At 68.5% G+C, this 18,957-nt stretch carries 23 protein-coding genes; 12 read left to right on the forward strand and 11 right to left on the reverse strand.

Annotated features, from left to right (window positions below; translation table 11 throughout):
- Positions 1 to 235: 235 nt before the first annotated feature.
- A complete protein-coding gene (locus PHLH3_RS00655; protein WP_213627572.1) occupies positions 236 to 607 on the forward strand; it encodes a hypothetical protein in 372 nt (123 codons plus the stop codon).
- A 35-nt stretch (positions 608 to 642) separates the two neighbouring features.
- Here the strand turns inward: PHLH3_RS00655 and ubiA are convergent, their stop codons facing one another.
- Together ubiA and PHLH3_RS00665 are read right to left on the reverse strand one after the other, a co-directional pair.
- Positions 643 to 1,533 carry a 4-hydroxybenzoate octaprenyltransferase gene (gene ubiA, locus PHLH3_RS00660; protein ID WP_213627574.1) on the reverse strand — a complete coding sequence of 297 codons (891 nt, stop codon included), beginning with the start codon at positions 1,531 to 1,533 and terminating at the stop codon, positions 643 to 645.
- A 27-nt stretch (positions 1,534 to 1,560) separates the two neighbouring features.
- The gene (locus PHLH3_RS00665; protein ID WP_213627576.1) at positions 1,561 to 2,115 is read right to left on the reverse strand and encodes a chorismate lyase; all 555 of its coding nucleotides are present in this window, start codon (positions 2,113 to 2,115) and stop codon (positions 1,561 to 1,563) included.
- Between the two features lie 168 nt (positions 2,116 to 2,283).
- On the opposite strand from PHLH3_RS00665, the gene PHLH3_RS00670 reads away from it, so the two are divergent.
- On the forward strand, positions 2,284 to 2,451 hold the full coding sequence (locus tag PHLH3_RS00670) for a rubredoxin (RefSeq protein WP_021218867.1): 168 nt from the start codon (positions 2,284 to 2,286) through the stop codon (positions 2,449 to 2,451).
- A 49-nt stretch (positions 2,452 to 2,500) separates the two neighbouring features.
- Here PHLH3_RS00670 and PHLH3_RS00675 read toward each other — a convergent pair whose 3' ends face one another.
- Positions 2,501 to 2,875, reverse strand: a complete 375-nt coding sequence (locus PHLH3_RS00675) for a winged helix DNA-binding protein (RefSeq protein ID WP_173174866.1) — start codon at positions 2,873 to 2,875, stop codon at positions 2,501 to 2,503.
- Between the two features lie 212 nt (positions 2,876 to 3,087).
- Between PHLH3_RS00675 and PHLH3_RS00680 the strand changes: the two genes are divergently transcribed.
- The 7 genes from PHLH3_RS00680 (at position 3,088) to PHLH3_RS00710 (ending at position 8,236) form a co-directional block, all read left to right on the forward strand.
- Entirely contained in the window at positions 3,088 to 3,936 is an 849-nt protein-coding gene (locus PHLH3_RS00680) for a TIM barrel protein (RefSeq protein WP_213627577.1), read from the forward strand.
- Positions 3,933 to 4,934, forward strand: a complete 1,002-nt coding sequence (locus PHLH3_RS00685; protein WP_213627579.1) for a fatty acid desaturase — start codon at positions 3,933 to 3,935, stop codon at positions 4,932 to 4,934. Before PHLH3_RS00680 ends, PHLH3_RS00685 begins: the two co-directional genes overlap by 4 nt.
- Before the next feature lie 93 nt (positions 4,935 to 5,027).
- Positions 5,028 to 5,195 (forward strand): rubredoxin, encoded by a 168-nt coding sequence (locus PHLH3_RS00690; protein ID WP_111259362.1) that lies wholly within the window; start codon positions 5,028 to 5,030, stop codon positions 5,193 to 5,195.
- Between the two features lie 72 nt (positions 5,196 to 5,267).
- Positions 5,268 to 6,416 (forward strand): FAD-dependent oxidoreductase, encoded by a 1,149-nt coding sequence (locus PHLH3_RS00695; protein WP_213627582.1) that lies wholly within the window; start codon positions 5,268 to 5,270, stop codon positions 6,414 to 6,416.
- Between the two features lie 188 nt (positions 6,417 to 6,604).
- A complete protein-coding gene (locus PHLH3_RS00700) occupies positions 6,605 to 6,877 on the forward strand; it encodes an HU family DNA-binding protein (protein WP_021218870.1) in 273 nt (90 codons plus the stop codon).
- A gap of 136 nt (positions 6,878 to 7,013) precedes the next feature.
- Positions 7,014 to 7,406: a helicase gene (locus tag PHLH3_RS00705; protein ID WP_213627583.1), complete on the forward strand. Its 393-nt coding sequence runs from the start codon at positions 7,014 to 7,016 to the stop codon at positions 7,404 to 7,406.
- Between the two features lie 107 nt (positions 7,407 to 7,513).
- Positions 7,514 to 8,236: a hypothetical protein gene (locus tag PHLH3_RS00710; RefSeq protein WP_213627585.1), complete on the forward strand. Its 723-nt coding sequence runs from the start codon at positions 7,514 to 7,516 to the stop codon at positions 8,234 to 8,236.
- Positions 8,237 to 8,303: 67 nt separating this feature from the next.
- On the opposite strand, the gene PHLH3_RS00715 is transcribed toward PHLH3_RS00710, so the two are convergent.
- The 6 genes from PHLH3_RS00715 to exbB all read right to left on the reverse strand — a co-directional run bounded on the left by PHLH3_RS00715 (position 8,304) and on the right by exbB (position 15,225).
- Complete coding sequence (locus PHLH3_RS00715; RefSeq protein ID WP_213627587.1) at positions 8,304 to 9,710, reverse strand: aminoacyl-tRNA deacylase and HDOD domain-containing protein; 1,407 nt, start codon at positions 9,708 to 9,710, stop codon at positions 8,304 to 8,306.
- A 91-nt stretch (positions 9,711 to 9,801) separates the two neighbouring features.
- Positions 9,802 to 11,877, reverse strand: coding sequence for an ATP-dependent DNA helicase RecG (gene recG / locus PHLH3_RS00720; protein ID WP_213627589.1), 2,076 nt, complete (start codon positions 11,875 to 11,877; stop codon positions 9,802 to 9,804).
- Entirely contained in the window at positions 11,874 to 12,815 is a 942-nt protein-coding gene (locus PHLH3_RS00725; RefSeq protein ID WP_213627591.1) for a hydrogen peroxide-inducible genes activator, read from the reverse strand. The genes recG and PHLH3_RS00725 overlap by 4 nt, the downstream gene beginning before the upstream one ends.
- Before the next feature lie 87 nt (positions 12,816 to 12,902).
- Entirely contained in the window at positions 12,903 to 13,643 is a 741-nt protein-coding gene (locus tag PHLH3_RS00730; RefSeq protein ID WP_173178555.1) for a TonB family protein, read from the reverse strand.
- Positions 13,644 to 14,066 carry a TonB system transport protein ExbD gene (gene exbD / locus PHLH3_RS00735; RefSeq protein ID WP_173178554.1) on the reverse strand — a complete coding sequence of 141 codons (423 nt, stop codon included), beginning with the start codon at positions 14,064 to 14,066 and terminating at the stop codon, positions 13,644 to 13,646.
- A 4-nt stretch (positions 14,067 to 14,070) separates the two neighbouring features.
- The gene (exbB, locus tag PHLH3_RS00740; RefSeq protein WP_213627600.1) at positions 14,071 to 15,225 is read right to left on the reverse strand and encodes a tonB-system energizer ExbB; all 1,155 of its coding nucleotides are present in this window, start codon (positions 15,223 to 15,225) and stop codon (positions 14,071 to 14,073) included.
- Between the two features lie 202 nt (positions 15,226 to 15,427).
- Between exbB and PHLH3_RS00745 the strand changes: the two genes are divergently transcribed.
- The 3 genes from PHLH3_RS00745 to PHLH3_RS00755 all read left to right on the forward strand — a co-directional run bounded on the left by PHLH3_RS00745 (position 15,428) and on the right by PHLH3_RS00755 (position 17,775).
- Positions 15,428 to 16,285 (forward strand): SDR family oxidoreductase, encoded by an 858-nt coding sequence (locus PHLH3_RS00745; protein ID WP_213627602.1) that lies wholly within the window; start codon positions 15,428 to 15,430, stop codon positions 16,283 to 16,285.
- 2 nt (positions 16,286 to 16,287) lie between these two features.
- Positions 16,288 to 17,088, forward strand: coding sequence for an AraC family transcriptional regulator (locus tag PHLH3_RS00750; RefSeq protein WP_213630374.1), 801 nt, complete (start codon positions 16,288 to 16,290; stop codon positions 17,086 to 17,088).
- Positions 17,089 to 17,154: 66 nt separating this feature from the next.
- A complete protein-coding gene (locus PHLH3_RS00755) occupies positions 17,155 to 17,775 on the forward strand; it encodes a LysE family translocator (protein WP_213627604.1) in 621 nt (206 codons plus the stop codon).
- 4 nt (positions 17,776 to 17,779) lie between these two features.
- Here PHLH3_RS00755 and PHLH3_RS00760 read toward each other — a convergent pair whose 3' ends face one another.
- Both PHLH3_RS00760 and PHLH3_RS00765 read right to left on the reverse strand, forming a co-directional pair.
- Positions 17,780 to 18,517 carry a hypothetical protein gene (locus tag PHLH3_RS00760; protein ID WP_213627606.1) on the reverse strand — a complete coding sequence of 246 codons (738 nt, stop codon included), beginning with the start codon at positions 18,515 to 18,517 and terminating at the stop codon, positions 17,780 to 17,782.
- Positions 18,518 to 18,576: 59 nt separating this feature from the next.
- Entirely contained in the window at positions 18,577 to 18,957 is a 381-nt protein-coding gene (locus PHLH3_RS00765; protein ID WP_021218912.1) for a RidA family protein, read from the reverse strand.

The raw sequence follows: 18,957 nt of genomic DNA on the forward strand, positions 1-18,957 counted from the left end.
CGCGCATTAGATAACGGAATTATTGCAGCTATATGACATCGGGATGTTGCCGCCGGCTCCGCCGCGCGTCGACGGGCGGCGCGCTGGCCTCGACTATGCTCAGCGGGCTGCCGGCGCAATGCCGCAGCCGGACCGGCGCGGCCCATTCCAGGGTGCCGGCTGCCTGCCTGCCGTACCCCTTGCAATGGGGCCGGTGGTTGCCGGGCCGAGGTGATCCCACCCGAGGAGAAACATGATGAGCAGAACCTATCCACAGATCCTGGCCGTCCTGGCCGGCGCCCTGCTGTCCTGGCCGTTGCTGGCTGCGGAGCCGGCGATGGAGAAGGACGGCTTGCTGGTCGACCAGCAGGGCATGACCCTCTACACCTTCGACAAGGACGCCGTGGGCATGTCCCACTGCAGCGGCGAATGCGCGAAAAACTGGCCACCGCTGATGGCCGAGGCCGGCGCCAAGGCCGAGGGCAAGTGGAGCCTGGTCCAGCGTGACGACGGCTCCAGCCAATGGGCCTACGACGGCAAGCCGCTCTACACCTTCGTCATGGACAAGAAGGCTGGCGACAGGACCGGCGACGGCAAGATGCAGGTCTGGCACGTGGCCAAGCCCTGAGCCCTGGTTCGCCTTGAAGTCCGCGCTGCGCGGGTTCAGCGCAGCGCGTAGTCGGCCACCAGGCCGATGAAGATCGCCATCCCCGCCCAATGGTTGTGCAGGAAGGCCTTGAAGCAGGCCTGCGGATCTCGCGTGCGTGTGCTCCAGGATTCCCAGGCGAAGCAGGCGGCGGCGCCGAGCAGGCCGAGGTGGAAGTACAAGCCCAGCTCGAAGCGGCTGCCGGCCAGCAACAGGCACAGGAGCGCCAGGCCATGCAGGGTGGCGATGATGATGCGGTCGGCATCGCCGAAGAGGATGGCGGTGGATTTGACGCCGATCTTCAGGTCGTCCTCGCGGTCGGTCATGGCGTAGTAGGTGTCGTAGGCCACCGTCCACAGCAGGTTGGCGATGTACAGCAACCAGGCTGCCGCCGGCAGCTCGCCGGTCTCGGCGGTGAAGGCCATGGGCATGCCCCAGGAGAAGGCCGCACCGAGCACCACCTGGGGGTAGAAGGTGTACCGCTTCATGAAGGGGTAGCAGGCGGCCAGGGCCAGGCCGCCGAATGACAGCCAGATGGTGGTGGCGTTGGTCAGCAGCACCAGGCCGAAGCTGAGCGCCACCAGCACGGCGAAGAACACCAGCGCCTCGCGCGGCCTGATCGCGCCGCTGGCCAGGGGGCGGGCCTTGGTGCGGGAGACGTGGCCATCGAAATGGCGGTCGGCGTAGTCATTGATCACGCAGCCGGCTGCGCGCATCAGCACCACGCCGAGGACGAACACCAGGACGTTCTTCAGGCTCGGGCGGCCCTCGCCGGCGACCCACAGCGCCCAGAGCGTCGGCCAGAGCAGCAGGTAGATGCCGATGGGCTTGTCCATGCGCGTCAGCTGGACGAAGTCCCAGGCGCGGGGGTGTAGGCGGTTGAGCGATTGCAGGAGCTTGAGGTACATCGGCGGTCTCCGCTGGGCGTGGGCGGATTATACGGGCTCGATGCCGGCGTGCTGCCACAGGGTGGGCAGGAATATCTCGGCCACCAGCACCGCCAGATCACCCCGGCGGAAACAGGAGCGGCGCCCCCACAGGCGCTCTGCGCGTACCTCTGCCGGCAGCCAGGCGGCGGGATAGCGGGTGACTTCGATGGGGCCGCGGGCGAAGGCGCGGTCGCTGAACAGCAACTCGCCGAGGGAGCGGCTGCCCAGCTCGCCCAGGGCGAGGCCGGAGCCCTCCAGCGCACTGCGCGCCGCCACGCTGCGGGCGAATACCCAGGCTTCGCCGTGGCCGCGCAGGTAGACCTCGCGGACCCAGCCCTGGCTGCCGTCCGGCACGCCGAGGGCGGTGCATTCGTCGGTGCGCAGCACCTGCCAGCCCTCCACCAGCGGGGTGACGCTGAAGGCGTCGGCCGAGAGGGTGGTGAGGCGACGGGTCAGCGAGCCCTGGTCGAACAGCCAGTCACGCAGCCCTGCCGGGGGCGCGGGGTGCAGTTGCGTGGCGCTGAGCCAGCGGGGCGGATGGGCGAGGGCGGCGTCTGGCACGATGGTCCTGGCGGTCTGGGCGGCGCGGGAGTCTAACACGGTGCCAGGGGCGTTTCGTGGGGTGGCGCTTTGCCGCAGGCGCTCTTCATCCCGTCGCCCGGCGTCTTGGCGCTGTGGCGCGTTTGGTATAGGTTGCGCGCCAAACCGTGAGTTCCGCCGAGGACGATAATGAAAAAGTGGCAATGCGTGGTCTGTGGTCTGATCTATGACGAATCCCAGGGCTGGCCGGACGACGGCATCGCGCCGGGCACCCGCTGGGAAGACGTGCCGGCCGACTGGCTGTGCCCCGATTGCGGCGTCGGCAAGCTGGACTTCGAGATGATCGAGATCGGCTGATCCACCCCGGGCCCCCGTGCAAGGCGGCGGGCCCGTATCCCCTTTCGCTTCAGCCCCTGGCCAGTGCCGCGAAGTGTTCGCAGGCCTGGTCGTAGAAGCGCTCCAGGCGCTCGATCACCGGCTCGGTCAGGGCCACCTGGCGCACCCGCCTGTCATCTTCCGAACCGGTTTCCTCCAGCAGGCCCTGGTCGATCAGCTGCTGCACGTATTTCACCGCGGTGCGCCGGCTGATGCTGGGCATGCAGGCGTAGAGGTCGGTCTTGCGCAGCAACTGGTCACGGCGCAGCCACATGTGGGTGAACAGGTCGCTGTAGCAGAGGTCCCCCAGGCCGAGGTCGGCGAACAGGGCGATCCAGCTTTCGTCCATGTCGATGATCGCCTGGGCGACGGCGCGGCGATTGCTCTGGCTGTGGCGGCGGGTCATGGATCGAGGCTTCCTCGGGTGTGGTGTTTATGGTGCAGATTTGCATGTTCTTGCACGGTCTTCGTGCAGGGGGGCGAAGAGGCGCGAGCCGGCCGCTCGCCCATTAATGTGCAAATTTGCATTCAAAACAACGGCTTTGTCCGCTTGCCACCTGGCTGGCACGGCCGTTGCTCCCGCCTCTCCATCGGCCCATCCCGGGCGTGGAGAATGCGATGCAGTTTAAGTTATTCAAGACCCTGTGGGGGTTCCACGGAGCGCCCGATGAGGCGGCCCGGCTGGCGCTGGAGGCCGGCTTCGACGGTCTCGAAGCCGCGGTACCGGAAGCGCCCGAGGCCCGTGATGCGTTGGGCCAGGCGTTGAGCGAGCACGGCGTGCCCTTCATCGCCGAGGTCTGCACCGGCGGCAGCTATGTTCCCGATCGCCATGCGACCCCTGCCGAGCACCTGGCGGACCTGCGGCGCAAGGTGCGGGCCGCCCAGCCGCTGAGGCCGTTGCTGTGTAACGTGATCGCCGGTTGCGATGCCTGGCCGCTGGCGGTGCAGCGCGATTTCTTCGCCGCCGCCCTCGAACTGGAGGTGGACCTGGGCGTGCCCTTGAGCTTCGAAACCCATCGCGGGCGCTCGATGTTCAATCCCTGGGTCACCGAGACGCTGCTGCGGCAACTGCCGGACCTGCGCCTGACGGCGGACATCAGCCACTGGGTGGTGGTCGCCGAGCGCCTGCTGGACGATGACTGGGACCTGCTGCTGGCGGTGGCCGAACAGGTCCGGCACGTGCACGGGCGGGTGGGTTATCCACAGGGGCCGCAGGTGCCGCACCCGGCCGCGCCGGAGTACGCCGACTGCCTGGCGTTCCACCAGCGCTTCTGGGAGGCGGTATGGCGTGCCCAGCGGCGACGTGGTGCAAGCCTGAGCAGCATGACCCCGGAGTTCGGTCCCGATCGCTACCTGCACACCCTGCCCTTCACCGACCAGCCGGTGGCGGACCTGTGGCAGGTGAACCGCTGGATGGGCTACACCGAGCGCGAGCACTTTTGCCGCTGGATCGGAGGTGACGCATGAACCTGCCCCGCCTGCGTCATGACGACGGCCTGTGGCCGACCCTGCTCGCGACCCTCTATGCCTTCGCTGCCTGGGGCGGCGGCCTGGCGCTGATGGTGCTGGCCGAACCCTGGAGCTGGCCCCTGGGGGTGCTGGCGCTGGCCCACGGGATGGTCATCGGTGCCTACCTGATCCACGACTGTGCGCACCAGGCGGTGTTCCTCCAGCGCGAATGGAATACGCGCCTGGGCGCCCTGCTCAGCGTGCTGGTAGGTGGCTGCTACGGGGACTACGACGGGCTCCGGCGCAAGCACATGCGCCATCACGTCGACCGTGCCGACGTGGTGGCTTTCGACTACCGCGCCCTGCTCCTGGCGCGGCCCGCCCTGTTGCGCGCGGTGCAGGCGCTGGAGTGGCTGCATGTGCCGGCGGTGGAGCTGCTGATGCATGCCTCGGTGATCGCCAGCCCCTTCCTGGTCGAGGGCTATCGCGCCCGTCGTCGCCGCGTGCTGGGCTGCCTGGTGCTGCGCGGGGCCGCCTTCGTCGCCCTGGGCGTGCTGGCCTGGCCGGCGCTGCTGGGCTACGGCCTGGCCTACCTGTTGTTCCTCTGGGTGATGCGCCTGATGGACATGCACCAGCACACCTACGAGGTGGTGGTCGGCCTGGACCAGCCGGCCGGCGCGCGTCCCGATGCGGCCTATGAGCAGCGCAACACCTTTTCCAACCCGTTCGGCCATTCGCCGTTGCTCAACCTGCTGGTGCTCAACTTCGGCTACCACAACGCCCACCACGAGAAGCCGACCATGCCCTGGTACCGCCTGCCGGCTTTGCATCGCGAGCTGTATGGAGCGCAGGACGAGCCGGTGCTGCCGGCGCGCCGGCTGCTGGCCAATCTGCACCGGCATCGCGTGGAGCGGGTGCTGAACGTCGACCAGGGCGACCAGGTGGCGAGCCTGCCCCACCGCGAAGGCCCCGGGTTCATCGGTGTCTACGGGGTGTCGTTCCTCACCGCGATCTGAGCCCAACCTCCGTCGGGCGGGCCGCGCCAAGCCTTGGCGAGGGGTTGGCAATTGGAGTAGGGTCTCAACGTTTTTCGCCTGGAGGAGGTGCTCATGCGCAAGTGGCAATGCGTGGTTTGCGGCTTCATCTATGACGAGGCCCTGGGCCTGCCGGACGAGGGCATCGCCCCGGGCACGCGCTGGGAAGACATCCCGCCGGACTGGGTCTGCCCCGACTGTGGCGTGGGCAAGATCGACTTCGAGATGATCGAGATCGCCTGATCCGCGACATCCCCCCGATATTCAGCGACGGCCCCTGGGCCGTCGCGTCGTTTTGCAGCTGAGGAGTGAGAGATGAGTGCACCCGTGGTGATCGTCGGGACCGGCCTGGCCGGCTACAACCTGGCCAAGGAGTTCCGCAAGCTGGACGGCGAGACGCCGCTGTTGCTGATCAGCGCCGACGATGGTCGCTCCTACTCCAAGCCGATGCTGTCCACCGGCTTCGGCAAGAACAAGGACGCCGACGGCCTGGCGATGGCCGAAGCCGGCGCCATGGCCGACCAACTGAAGGCCGAGATCCGCACCCACACCTGCATCACCGGTATCGACCCGGGCCACCGCCGCCTGTGGATAGGCGAGGAAGCGGTGGACTACCGCGACCTGGTGCTGGCCTGGGGCGCCGAGGTCATCCGCGTGCCGGTGGAGGGCGACGCCGGGGACGCGGTGTTCCCGATCAACGACCTCGAGGACTACGCGCGCTTCCGCAACGCGGCGGCGGGCAAGAAGCGCGTGCTGGTGCTCGGCGCCGGCCTGATCGGCTGCGAATTCGCCAACGACCTGACCCTGGGCGGCTACGAAGTGGAACTGGTGGCGCCCTGCGAGCAGGTGATGCCCGGCCTGCTGCACCCGGCGGCAGCCGCGGCGGTGCAGGCCGGCCTCGAAGGGCTGGGCGTGCGCTTCCACCTCGGTCCGGTGCTGGCCAGCCTCAACCACGCCGGCGATGGGCTGGACGCGCACCTTTCCGACGGCACCCGCATCGCCTGCGACCTGGTGATCTCGGCGGTCGGCCTGCGACCGCGCACTGCCCTGGCAGCGGCGGCCGGGCTGGACGTCAACCGCGGGGTGATGGTGGACCGCCACCTGAAGACCTCCCACGCCAACATCTATGCCCTGGGCGATTGCGCCGAGGTGGATGGCATCAACCTGCTCTACGTGATGCCGCTGATGGCCTGCGCCCGGGCCCTGGCACAGACCCTGGCGGGCAACGCCACCGCCGTCAGCTACGGACCGATGCCGGTGACGGTGAAGACGCCTGCCTGCCCGCTGGTGGTCTCGCCACCGCCCCGTGGCCTGGAAGGCGCCTGGACGGTGGAAGGCGCGGGCGCCGATATCAAGGCCCTGTGCCGCGACACCAGCGGCCGCCTGCTGGGCTACGCGCTGACCGGCGCGGCGGTTCAGGAGAAGCTGGCCCTGAACCGTGAACTGCCTCCCTTGCTGGCGTGAATGGCCGGCCTTCTGTCGGAATAGTCATCGGGTTCGCGTCCAAAACTGTCGGACAACACTGGCGCGGCCCTTTGCGGCATGCCATCCTCCCTCTGGTCTGCCGCAGCGCAGAGCTGTTGCGGCGCCTTGGGCGCTGTTCTGGATGGACAGCACGGACACAAAAACAACAAACCGTCAAAGAGGCATCTATGCGTAAACCGGAACTCGCCGCCGCCATCGCCGAAAAGGCCGATCTCACCAAGGATCAGGCCAATCGTGTACTCAACGCCGTTCTTGAAGAAATCACCAGTGCGCTGAACCGCAAGGACAGCGTGACCTTGGTCGGTTTCGGCACCTTCCTGCAGCGCCACCGCGGTGCTCGCACGGGCAAGAATCCCCAGACCGGCCAACCGGTCAAGATCAAGGCCAGCAACACCGTCGCCTTCAAGCCGGGCAAGTCCCTGAAGGACGCGGTCAACTAAGGCCATGGACACCCGGGGCCGCCAGGCCCCGGGTGTGATCTGACAGCACTTCTTGCCCATCCCAAGTCTGGCTGTAGTCCTTCTCGCAAACCGCTACAATGCGCCGCCGTTCCATTTTCAGCCGAGGCTCGTGCGCATGAAATTCCGTCTTCTCCTCTGGATGCTGGGCCGCCTGATGGCCAAGGCCAGCCGTGACAACGCCGCTTTTCAGGAGCAGCTCGCCGGCAAGGACCTGGTCTTCCAGCTGCATACCCTGGACGGCAAGGTCGCGCGGCACTTCATCGTCAGAGACCAGCGCGTGACCAGCAAGCGCGGCACCGCCGAGGCCCCGGCCTTCGCCATCGGCTTCAAGGACGGCGCCTACGGCTTCGCCACCATGAACGCCAAGAACAAGCAGCTGGCCTTCATGCATGGCATCCAGAACAAGGACATCCAGATCCAGGGCAACCCCGCGCTGGTGATCTGGTTCCAGGGCCTGACCAAGTACCTGGTGCCTAAGAAGAAGGCTGCCGCCAAAAAGGCTGCCTGATCCGCATTCGGCCGCGGCGTCGCTGGTCGGCGCGCGGTGCTTTCGCTAGGCTGATTCCTGTGCGCCCCTCTCTGGCGAGGGGCGCTCGTATCGATGGAATCCAGCTCATGCGTGCCCTCCTCGCCCTACCGCTGCTGCTCGGCAGCCTCACCGCTTTCGCGGCCCCGAAATCCGACGATCTGGCCAAGGCCTTCGAGCTGGCCGGTGTACGCCTGCTCTGCGAGCAGAGCGGCCCGCTGTTGCAGCGCGGCGCGCCGGAACGCTACCTCAAGCAGCTGAACAAGGCCTTCGAAGCCGACGCGATGTGCCGTGACCTGGCCGCTGCCGTCGCGCCCAAGGTCAGCGCCGAGCAGCTCGCCGAGGTCGAGGCCGCCCTCGATAGCCCCTTGGCGCAGCGCTTCACTGCGGCTGAGCGCGATGTGGGCGAAGGGCTGGCCAGCTACCGCACCCAGCTGGCGAGCAAGCCGCCGCGTGCCGATCGCCTGGATCTGGTGCGCCGGCTCGACCGCGCGGCGCGAACCACCGACCTCGCCGCGCTGCTGCGCTACGAAGTGGGCAAGACCCTGGCCATGCTGACCCTGCGCCAGCGCGGCGAGAAGATCGGCGAGAAGGCCCTGGCCGAACAGACCGCCAAGCAGGCCGAAGGCATCCGCGCCAGCAGTGAGCAGGCGGTGGAGTCCTTCATGCTGTACGCCTACCGGCAGATGCCCAGCGACGATGTCCGGGCCTATGCGGAGCTCTACGAGCGGCCTGCGGTCAAGCAGCTGCTGGAGCTGAGCCTGGAGGCGCTGCCCGGGGTCTTCGCCAAGCGCCGGGCGCTGCTCAAGTAGTGCGCAGCGCGTCGCCAGCGCAGCCATGAAAAAGGGGCCACCAGGCCCCTTTCTTCGACTGCCCGCGTCAGTGCGGCGGGTTGAACTGGGACGCCAGCTCGCGCAGCGCGGCCTCGGCCTCCAGCACCTTGCTCACCGATTCCTCGGCCTTGTCGCGGGACAGCCCCAGGCGCTCGAACAGCTCGTCGGGGATTTCCTCCACCGGGCCGGTGCCGATGCCGCGGGAGCGCAGCAGGCTGACGGCCAGGCAGACGAGGTTCGGGTAGGCGGCATGGGCGCCGTCGTAGTGCGGGTCGTGCTGGAAGCGCAGGCTGGTGGCCAGCTCCTCCGGCATGTCCCAGAAGCGCATCAGCCAGCTGCCGATCTGCTCGCGGGTGATGCCCAGCAGGTGCTGCTCGACATAGCCGTGCGCCAGGTGCGGGTTGACCTCCAGGTGGCGGCAGATCAGCGTGAAATGCGGCGGGAAGACATGGGCCAGCACCAGGTAGCCGAAGTTGTGCAGCAGGCCGCCGAGGTAGGTCAGCCCGGCTTCCGGGCGCTGCGCGCGGGGGATGGCGCGGGTCAGGCCCTCGATCACGGCGGCGGTGTAGATCGCCTGGTGCCAGTAGGGCGTGGCGTGTTGCGGCTGCTCGCGGGGCAGGCTCAGGGTCTTGCCCAGGGCCAGGCCGAGGGCGAGGTTGATCACCAGGTCGAAGCCCAGCACGCGGACGATGGCGTCCTCCACCGAGCGGATCTTGCCGGGCGCGGCGTAATAGGGCGACGCCGCCCAGCTCACCACCTGGGCGGCCAGGGCCGGGTCGGTCTCGACCACGCCGGTGATGTCGTCGACGGTGGCGTTGGGGTCGACCCGCAGCTTGATGATCTTCTGTGCGGTTTCCGGCAGCGGCGGGATCTCGATGGTCTCCTCGAGGCGCTGCTGGATGCGGCGGGCGGTGAAGGCCTGCACCGCCTGGGTGATCTCGGCGCGGTCGTCGTCAGGGCGATCGAGGTTGAGGCGGATACTGCTCAGCGGCACGCCGAAACGGGCGGCGCTGGCCTTGCTCAGCAGCTGGCGGAAATCCTCGGCGGCCAGTTCCAGCAATACGCCGGAGTGGCCGGATTCGATCAGCAGCTGCGGTTCCTGCAGCAGGCGCTCGTCATACAGGCAGGGCGAGCTGGTCAAGGGCGGCAGGGCCGGCAGGGTGTTGAGGTCGTGCTTGCCGAGCATGCGGTCGAAGCGCTCCGGCTTCACCGCCACCAGCTTGCGGCCGGTGAGTTCGGCGAGACGGTTCAGGTCCAGCAACTGGTTGCGCGGGTAGAACACCAGCAGGGTGCCGACCGCGTCTTCCAGCAGAACCGCCTGCACGCGACGGGCCGGCTCCAGGGAGGGCTCTTCGAGGCGTATCCGGTAGGCCAGGCCCAGTTTGTCCAGCAGTTGCAGGATCACCGACGGGGCTTGGGGTTCTGAATCTGGAGCGAGAGCGACTTCGGTCATGGGTAGCATCCAGCGAAAAAGCGACTGCCCGGAGTATAACGAGCGGCCTGGGTGACTGATGGGTCAGGCGACCGGCGCAATGTGCGCCACGTCACACTTGGCCGTATTGCTGGCCGTGGCGCAACCAGCGCTCCAATAACGGACTCACGTGCTGGGGCCAGCGTTCCATCAAGGCTTGCGCGGCGTCGCGCACGGCCGGCAGCAGGTCGGCGTCGCGCATCAGGTCGGCGACCTTGAACTGCAGCAGGCCGGTCTGCCGGGTGCCCAGCATCTCGCCGGGCCCACGCAGCTCCAGGTCCTTCTCGGCGATCACGAAACCGTCGCTGGTCTCGCGCATGATGCCCAGGCGCTCGCGGCCCAGCTGCGACAGCGGCGGGTGGTAGAGCAGCACGCAGTGGCTGGCGGCGCTGCCTCGGCCGACACGCCCGCGCAGCTGGTGCAGCTGGGCCAGGCCCAGGCGCTCGGGGTTCTCGATGATCATCAGGCTGGAGTTGGGCACGTCGACGCCCACTTCGATCACCGTGGTCGCCACCAGCAGCTGCAGCCTGCCCTGCTTGAACTCGTCCATCACCGCCGCCTTCTCCGGCGCCTTCATGCGGCCGTGGATCAGCCCCACGCGCAGCTCGCCAAGGGCGGACGACAGCTCCTCGAAGGTGGTTTCCGCAGCCTGGCAGGTCAGCTCCTCGGATTCCTCGATCAGGGTGCAGACCCAATAGGCCTGGCGCCCTTCCTGGCAGGCGGCGCGGACCCGCTCGATCACCTCCATGCGGCGGTTGTCGGCCACCAGCACGGTATTGACCGGGGTGCGTCCGGGGGGCAGCTCGTCGAGGATCGACGTGTCGAGGTCGGCGTAGGCGCTCATGGCCAGCGTCCGCGGAATGGGCGTGGCGGTCATGATCAGCTGGTGCGGGCTGAGGCGGCCGTCGATGCCCTTCTTGCGCAGGGCCAGGCGCTGCTGCACGCCGAAGCGGTGCTGCTCGTCGATGATCACCAGGGCCAGGCGCTTGAACTGCACTTCGTCCTGGAACAGCGCATGGGTGCCCACGACCATGGGGGCGCCAGCGGCGATCTGTTCCAGCGCGGCGGCGCGTGCCTTGCCCTTGAGCTTGCCGGCGAGCCAGGCGACTTCGATGCCCAGCGGCTGCAGCCATTTGCTGAAGTTGAGGAAGTGCTGCTCGGCGAGGATCTCGGTGGGCGCCATCAGCGCGACCTGGTAGCCGGCCTCCAGGGCCTGCAGGGCCGCCAGCGCGGCGACCACGGTCTTGCCGGCGCCGACGTCGCCCTGTACCAGGCGCAGCATCGGCTCGGGCTGTGCGAGGTCGTAGGCGATCTCGGCGCCGACCCGTTGCTGGGCGCCGGTGGGCTTGAAGCCGAGGTTGGCCAGGTAGCGTTGCGGCAGTTTCTTCGCCGGTGGCAGCTGGGGTGCCTGCTGGGCGCGCTGGGTTTCACGCAGCCGCTGCAGGGAAAGCTGGTGGGTGAGCAGTTCCTCGAAGGCGAGGCGGTGCTGGGCCCAGTGCTGGCCTTCGGCGAGTTCGTCGAGATCGGCGTCCGGCGGCGGCCGGTGCAGGTAGCGGATGGCTTCGTCGAGCGGGCCCAGGCGGTAGTCGCGGGCCAGCTCCTCCGGGAGCCAGTCCGGCAGGCTTTCCGGGCCCAGGCGGGCGAGCGCCAGCTGGCTGAGCTGGCGCAGGCGTTGCTGGGTCAGGCCTTCGGTGGTCGGGTAGATGGGCGTCAGGGTCTGCTCCACCGGGGCCGGTTCGTCGCCGTTGAGTGCGCGGTACTCGGGGTGGTAGATCTCCAGGCCCGAGGCGCCGGGGCGGGCCTCGCCGTAGCAGCGCAGCTGGGTGCCGCGCTTGAGGCCTTCCTTCTGCGCGTTGCTGAAGTGGTAGAAGCGCAGGCTCAGCGCGCCGGTGCCGTCGTGCAGGCGCACCAGCAGGCTGCGGCGCTTGCCCATGACCACGTCGGCGCCGGTGACGGTGCCTTCGACCACCGCGTCCTGGCCGGGGCGCAGGGCGCCGATGGGCACCACGCGGGTGCGGTCCTGGTAGCGCAGCGGGAGGTGGAAGAGGATGTCCTGGAGGTTCTCCAGGCCGACCTTGGCGAGCTTCTCCGCCAGCGCGTCACCGACGCCCTTGAGCACGGTGACGGGAACCTGAGAGAGCTCGGTCATGCCGGTTGCGGTTCGGCCTGTGCCTGCTGCGGGCGGGCCACCGAGCACAGGCGGATGGAGTCGGCCAGTACCTCGATGGCGCGCGGGCGCGGGAAGCTGGCGCGCCAGGCGATGGCGACGGTGCGGAACGGCACCGGCGGGGTCAGCGGGCGGATCTCGATCACGCCCGGGGCGTAGTGATGGCTGTCCACCGCCGAGAACGGCAGGATCGAGACACCGAGGCCGGAGGCGACCATGTGGCGGATGGTTTCCAGGGAGCTGGACTCCACGGTCGTGTGCTTGGCGCTGTCCTCGCCACCCTTGCGCAGGGTCGGGCAGGCTTCGAGCACCTGGTCGCGGAAGCAGTGGCCTTCACCGAGCAGCAGCAGGCTCTTGTCGTTGAGCAGCTCGCTGTCGATGGTCTTCTTCGTCGTCCAGGGATGGTTGGCCGGCAGCAGCACGTAGAAGGGCTCGTCGTAGAGGGGCTTGGTCAGCACATCGGCTTCGGCGAAGGGCAGCGCGATGATGATCGCGTCCAGCTCGCCGGTGCGCAGCTTGTCGCGCAGGATGTGGGTGAAGTTCTCTTCGATGTACAGCGGCATCTGCGGTGCGACGCGGTGCAGCTGGGGAATCAGGTGGGGGAACAGATAGGGGCCGACGGTGTAGATGGCGCCGACCTTGAGCGGTGCGGTCAGCTGGTTCTTGCCGGCCTGGGCCAGTTCGCGGATGCCCTGGGCCTGCTCCAGCACCTTCTGCGCCTGGGTGACGATGCCCTCGCCCACCGGGGTCAGGCGCACCGCGCTCTTGCTGCGCTCGAAGATCAGCACGCCCAGCTCGTCCTCGAGCTTCTTCACGCCCACCGACAGCGTCGGCTGGCTGACGTGGCAACGCTCCGCCGCGCGGCCGAAGTGCTGTTCCTGAGCGAGGGTGACGATGTAGCGCAGTTCGGTGAGGGTCATAGTCTTATTCCATTGGAGTGGCCCAAGCATAGCGGCTGCTCTCAATGGAACCAACAGCAGCCGCCCCCTTTGCGGGGGCGGATCAACTCAGCGGCGGCGATCCAGGGAGTAGACGAAGGGGGCCGTCACTTCCAGCACGCCGTCGGTCAGCAGCTCCGGCGGAGGGGGCGGCAGCGGCTGGGCGCGTCGGATCATCTCCAGGGTGGCGCGATCGAGCGAGGCGCTGCCCGACTTGCCGGTGATGCTGTAGGCGGTGACCTTGCCTTCTCCGTCCACGGTGAAGCGCAGGCGGTTGACGCCCTCGAAGTTCCGGCGACGTGCGTCTTCCGGGTACTTCTTGAAGCGTGCCAGGTGAGCCATCAGCTTGCTCTGCCAGGTTTCCCTGGCTTGTGAGGGCGCGCTGGCCATGCTCTGTTGCGGCGCGGCCGGCTTGGCGTCACTCGGTGCTGCCGTGGTCGGCGCGGAAACCGTCTCCTTGGTCGATTCCTGCTCCTGGGGTTTCTGCTCGGGCTTGGGCTCCGGGGGCTTGGGTTTCGGCGGCTTCGGCTTGGGTTTCGGCTTGGGCGCGATGGCGATGGTCGGCTTCGGCGCCTCGGCCAGCTTGGGCAGCGGGTCCGGTTCCGGCTCGACGCGCGGGGGCGGCGGCGGAGTGGGCACGGGGGCCGGTGCGGGCAGCGGTTCCAGCTCGATCATCATGGCCGCCGGCGGCAGCTCGATGGGCTCGACGGTGGCGTGCCAGAACAGGGCCCAGACGAACACCAGTGCATGGATGCCGAACACGACGAGGAGGCTGAAGGCCCACCACAGGTTGCGTTTTGCCTGGCTCATCTACTTCCCGACCGTCTCGAGTCCCACTAGGCCGATCTTCAGGTAGCCGGCGCCGCGCATGGCGTCCATCACTTCCATCAGCTTGCCGTAGTCGACCGACTTGTCGCCGCGGACGAAGATGGTCTTGTCCTTGTCGGCGTTGGTCAGCTTGTCCAGTTCGGCGCCGAGCCGCTCCTGCGGGACCTGCACGTTGTCCAGGTACAGGCTCTGGTCTTCCTTGATGCTCAGGTAGATCGGCTTGTCCGGGCGTGGCGCGGGCTTGGCGGTGGAGGCCGGCAGGTCGACCTTGATGTCGACCGTGGCCAGGGGCGCCGCGACCATGAAGATGATGAGCAGCACCAGCATGACGTCGATGAATGGGGTGACGTTGATCTCGTGGGTTTCCTGGAGATCGTCACCGCCCTCGTTCAGATGCAGGCCCATCGGATCAGCTCACCTTGACCATGTGCGGGGCCTGGCTGCGGTCGGCAGGCAGGTGGTCCAGGTCGCGGCTGACCAGCAGCAGGACCTGGGCGGAAGCGTCGGCCACCTGGGCCTTGTAGCCGGCAATGGAGCGGGCGAAGACGTTGTAGATCACCACGGCGGGGATCGCCGCGACCAGGCCCATGGCGGTGGCCAGCAGGGCCTCGGCGATGCCGGGGGCGACCACGGCGAGGTTGGTGGTCTGGGATTTGGCGATGCCGATGAAGCTGTTCATGATGCCCCACACGGTGCCGAACAGGCCGACGAAGGGGGCGGTGGAACCGATGGTGGCGAGTACGCCGGTGCCCTGGCTCATCTGCCGGCCGCTGGCGGCGACCAGGCGCTCAAGGCGGAAGCTGACGCGCTCCTTGATGCCCTCCTTCTCGCGGGTGTTGGCCGAGAGCTTCATCTCTTCCAGGGCGTCGTGCACCAGGACGCGTGACAGGCTGCCTTCGCGGCTGGCGCTTTCGGCGGCTTCCGGCAGGTTGCGTGCAGCTTTCAGCCGGGCCAGCTCCTCGCGCAGGCGGCGCTTGGCGCCCAGCAGCTCGATGCCCTTGGCGACCCAGACGGTCCAGGTGAGGATCGAGGCCAGTACCAGGCCGATCATCACGCCCTTAACCACCACGTCGGCGTTCTGGTACATGCCCCAGGGCGACAGGTCGTGGCCCAGGCCGTTGTCGGCTTCCTCGCCGGCCAGCGCGCCATCCAGGGCGGCGCCGCTCAGCGCGGCGGCCAGGTCCTGGCCGAGCTTCTCGCCTTCGGCGAGGCGGTCCATGGTGGTGGTGATCTCCTCGGCGGAGGCGCCACGCTCCTGCATCTTCTGGCGGGTCGCCTCGCGGATCTGCTCCGGGGTGGCCTGCGGGCCCAGGGTGTCGATGGACTCGCGCAGGGCGGTCAGTCCGAGGGACTCCGGTGCGCCAGCCTGCGCCGGGGCGGCCTGCGCGGCACCCGATGCCGCTGCGGTTGCCGGGGCCTCGACCGCTGCCGGGGCGGCACTGGTGGGTTCCTCAGCCAGCGCCGCGCCAGCCGGGAGCAGCATCAGGCTGATCATCAGCGCCGCGACGGGGCGGGAAAAGCGAGAGACGAGGGTGGGCTGGACGAGGGATGCAATAGGTTTCATGGCCGGACCTGAAAAGAAAATTGCGGTTTCGTCCGTATTCGATAGAGGTATCACGGACAAAAGGGCGAACATTATTGCAAGTAATTCTTGTTTATAAAAGTGACAATGTAACTTTATTACCTTTGTCCGGCCCGGCGGCGGGGGTTTGGCGATTGCTCCTGCGCCCCCTATGCTCTGCACTTTTCCCTGGAGCCCACCCCCTATGTCCGCCTCCCCCTCCTTGCTGATCGCCGGCTGCGGCGATGTCGGCAGCCGGCTCGCCTTACGTATGCTCGAAGCGGGCTGGCCCGTCCATGGGTTGCGACGAAATGCCTCGGCGCTGCCCCTCGGCGTGCTGCCGGTCGCGGGTGACCTTGAGGCGCCCGCCCGCCCGCAGGCCTGGCCGCAGGGCCAGCTGGACTACCTGGTCTACTGCGCCGCCGCCACCCGGCACGACGAGCCCGGCTACCGCTCCGCCTATGTCGAGGGGCTGCGTCATGTGCTGGCCTGGCTGGAGCAGTCCGGCCAGCGCCCGCGTCGCCTGCTCTTCGTGTCCAGCAGCGGCGTGTACGCCCAGGCGGATGGCCAGTGGGTCGACGAGGATTCGCCTGCCGAGGCGGAGAGCTATTCCGGGCGGATCATGCTGGAGGCCGAGCGCCTCGCCCGCAGCAGCGGCATCCCGGCGACCGTGGTGCGCCTGACCGGCATCTACGGCCCCGGCCGCGAATGGCTGCTGAAGCAGGTGCGCATGGGCTACCGCGTGGTGAGCGAGCCGCCGCTGTTCGCCAACCGCATCCACGCCGAAGACGCCGCCGGCCTGCTGGCCTTCCTGCTCCAGGCCGATGCCCGCGGTGTCGAGCTTGCCGGGGATTACCTGGGCGTCGACGATGCGCCGGCGCCGCTGCACGAAGTGGTGGGCTGGCTGCGCGAGACCCTGGGTGTCACCGAGTGGGCGGAGGAGTCCACCGTGCGCCGTGCCGGCAGCAAGCGCTGCAGCAACGCCCGTGCCCGGGCGCTGGGCTGGCAACCGCTCTACCCCAGCTACCGCGAAGGCTACGCCGCCGTGCTGAAGGGGGCCTGAGCCTGGACGCCAATCGCATGCTCGCCCGTCCCTGGCTGCCGGGGGTGGAGTTGTTCCATGCGGATTTCTCCGGGCAGCCCTTCGGCCGTCACAGCCACGATGCGTTCGCCATCGGCGCGATCCTCCAGGGTATCGGCGGCTACCAGTGCCGGGGCGCGCGCCATGCCCTGGCGGCGGGCACGCTGTCGCTGATGAACCCGGAGGAGCCGCATACCGGGCATGCCATCAGCGAGCGGCTGGTCTACCGCATGCTCTATGTCGAGGAAGCACGCCTCCCGGCGCTGCTGGGGCGCAAGCGCCTGCCGACCGGCTTCACCGCGCTCAATCCGGTGGATGACGGTGCCGTCGCGGCGGGGCTGGCGCGCCTGGCCGAGGAATTCGGGCGCAATGATCCTTTGACCCTGGAAAGCGAGCTGCTGGCGCTGCTGGAGCGCGTCTTCGTGCGCCATGGCGGGTTGCGCGCAGCGGCGCCGGCGAGCCGGGATGGGGGCATGACCGCCTTCCTGCGCGACTACCTGGAGGCCCACCATGCCGAGGCCGTCAGCCTGGAGCGGTTGGCGGCACTGGTGCAGCGCCATCCGCGCCACCTGATCGAGGCGTTCCGCCGTGCCTATGGCGTGCCGCCGCACACCTACCTGCTGCAGCGCCGGGTGCGCGAAGCCAAGCGCCTGCTGCTGGGGGACCAGACGCCGCTGGAGGTGGCGCTCGGCCTCGGCTTCTACGACCAGGCGCACTTCTCCGGCACCTTCAAGCGTTTCACCGGGGTGACCCCGGGGCAGTTCCGCCGCGCCGCGCGCACCTGAGTTTTCTCCAAGACCGGGCCGCTGCCAGGCCATGACACTGGTGCCTCGATTCTGGAGGCCCTCTCGATGTTCGCTCTGTTCCTGCTGGTCGCCGGCACCCACTTCGCCGCCTTGCTGTCCCCCGGCCCGGACTTCTTCCTGCTGTTGCGTGCCGCCCTGACCCGGGGCCGCCGTCATGCCGATGGCTGCGCGGCGGGCATCGCCCTGGCCAACCTGGCGAGCATGCTGCTGGTGCTGCTGGCATTGAGCCTGCTACCGGCCGAGGGCGGCGGGTTGTGGCGGGGGCTGCAGTTGCTGGGCGGCGCCTACTTCCTCTGGCTGGGTGGGCAGGCGCTGATGGCGCGGCGCCGTCTGCAACTGCCCGGGGAGGGCGATACCGGAGCGGAGGGCTCCTGGCGGCGGGGAATGCTGGAGGGGCTGGCGGCGAGCAGCCTGAACCCCAAGCTGCCGATCTTCTACGCGGGGCTGTTCGGCGCGCTGCGGGGTGCGGCGATGCCCGGATGGGGGCTGGGGCTGTCGATGCTGTGGATGACCCTGGTGGTGCTGGCCTGGGACATGGGGCTGGTGCGCCTGCTGGGGCATTCGCGCTGGCGGCTCTGGCTGCAGCGCCGGGTGGCGCTGCTGGACAGGGCCTGCGGGGCCTTGCTGGCGGCGTTGGGCGCGTGGCTGGTGGCCGGCGCCTGCTGAGGGCCTACTGGCGTTCCAGCAGCCAGGCGCGCTTGCCGGGGGCGTACTCGGGCATCTCGTCGATCTGCGAACGGTTGCCGGCCTCGAGTATCTCCAGGCGGTTGCCGTCGTGGACGAAGATCCAGGGGTTGCCCTGGGCGCCCAGTTGCAGCCAGATGCTGTCGTTTTCGCCGCTCATGGCCGCGCAGTCGCCCGCCAGGCACAGGGCGAAACGGTCGGCGCCGGGCAGGCCTTCGAGGCGGCCGTCGGGGTGGAACAGCACCAGGCCGCCCTGGCCCGTGCCTTCGAGGATCTTCCAGGTGCCGCCGAGGTAGGCCTGGTAGAGGGCATATTCGAAACTGCTGCCTTCCGGGGCGTCGGCCGCGGCGGGCTTGGCGGGATGGACGAAGCGCTGCTCGGGCAGGTTCTCGCTGGCTTTCTGTACCAGTTCCTTGCCATCGAGGCTGAGCTGCTCGTGGAATTCATCGCCGTAGAAGTCGACGCGCCAGTGTGCCTTGCCCTGGTTGACCAGGCGGCCTTCGCCCAGCTCGAAGCCGTTGCTGTAGTTGGCGGTGCCGGCCTTGGCGTCGATCTGCCATTCCAGGTTGGGGCCGTAGGCGAGCAGGGATTCGCGCAGCTTGCCCTCCTTGGCGGCCTCGTCGATGGCGGTCTGGTTGATCCAGATGCCGCTCGGGTCGGTGGGCGCGCTGGAGCAGCCGGCGAGGACGGCCGTGGCGATCAGCAGGGCGAGGGTCGAGCGCATGGCGGGTTCCTTCCTGAAGCGGGTGGAGCGGCGGGGCCTGCGCCCCGCACGGGCGATCGTTATTCGATCACCAGGATGGCGTCCATTTCCACCTGCGAGCCGCGCGGCAGGGCGGCGACGCCGATGGCGGCACGGGCGGGATAGGGCTGTTCGAAGTAGCGGCCCATCACTTCGTTGACCTTGGCGAAGTGCGACAGGTCGGTGAGGAAGATGTTGAGCTTGACGATGTCCTTGAAGGAGCCACCAGCGGCTTCGGCGACGGCTTTCAGGTTCTCGAACACCTGGACGGTCTGGGCTTCGAAGCCTTCCACCAGCTCCATGGTCTTGGGGTCGAGCGGGATCTGCCCGGACATGTAGACGGTGTTGCCGGCCTTGATCGCCTGGGAGTAGGTGCCGATGGCGGCGGGGGCCTTGTCGCTGTTGATCACGGTCTTGCTCAT

The sequence above is a fragment of the Pseudomonas sp. Pc102 genome (assembly GCF_018408275.1).
Taxonomy (GTDB): domain Bacteria; phylum Pseudomonadota; class Gammaproteobacteria; order Pseudomonadales; family Pseudomonadaceae; genus Metapseudomonas; species Metapseudomonas tohonis.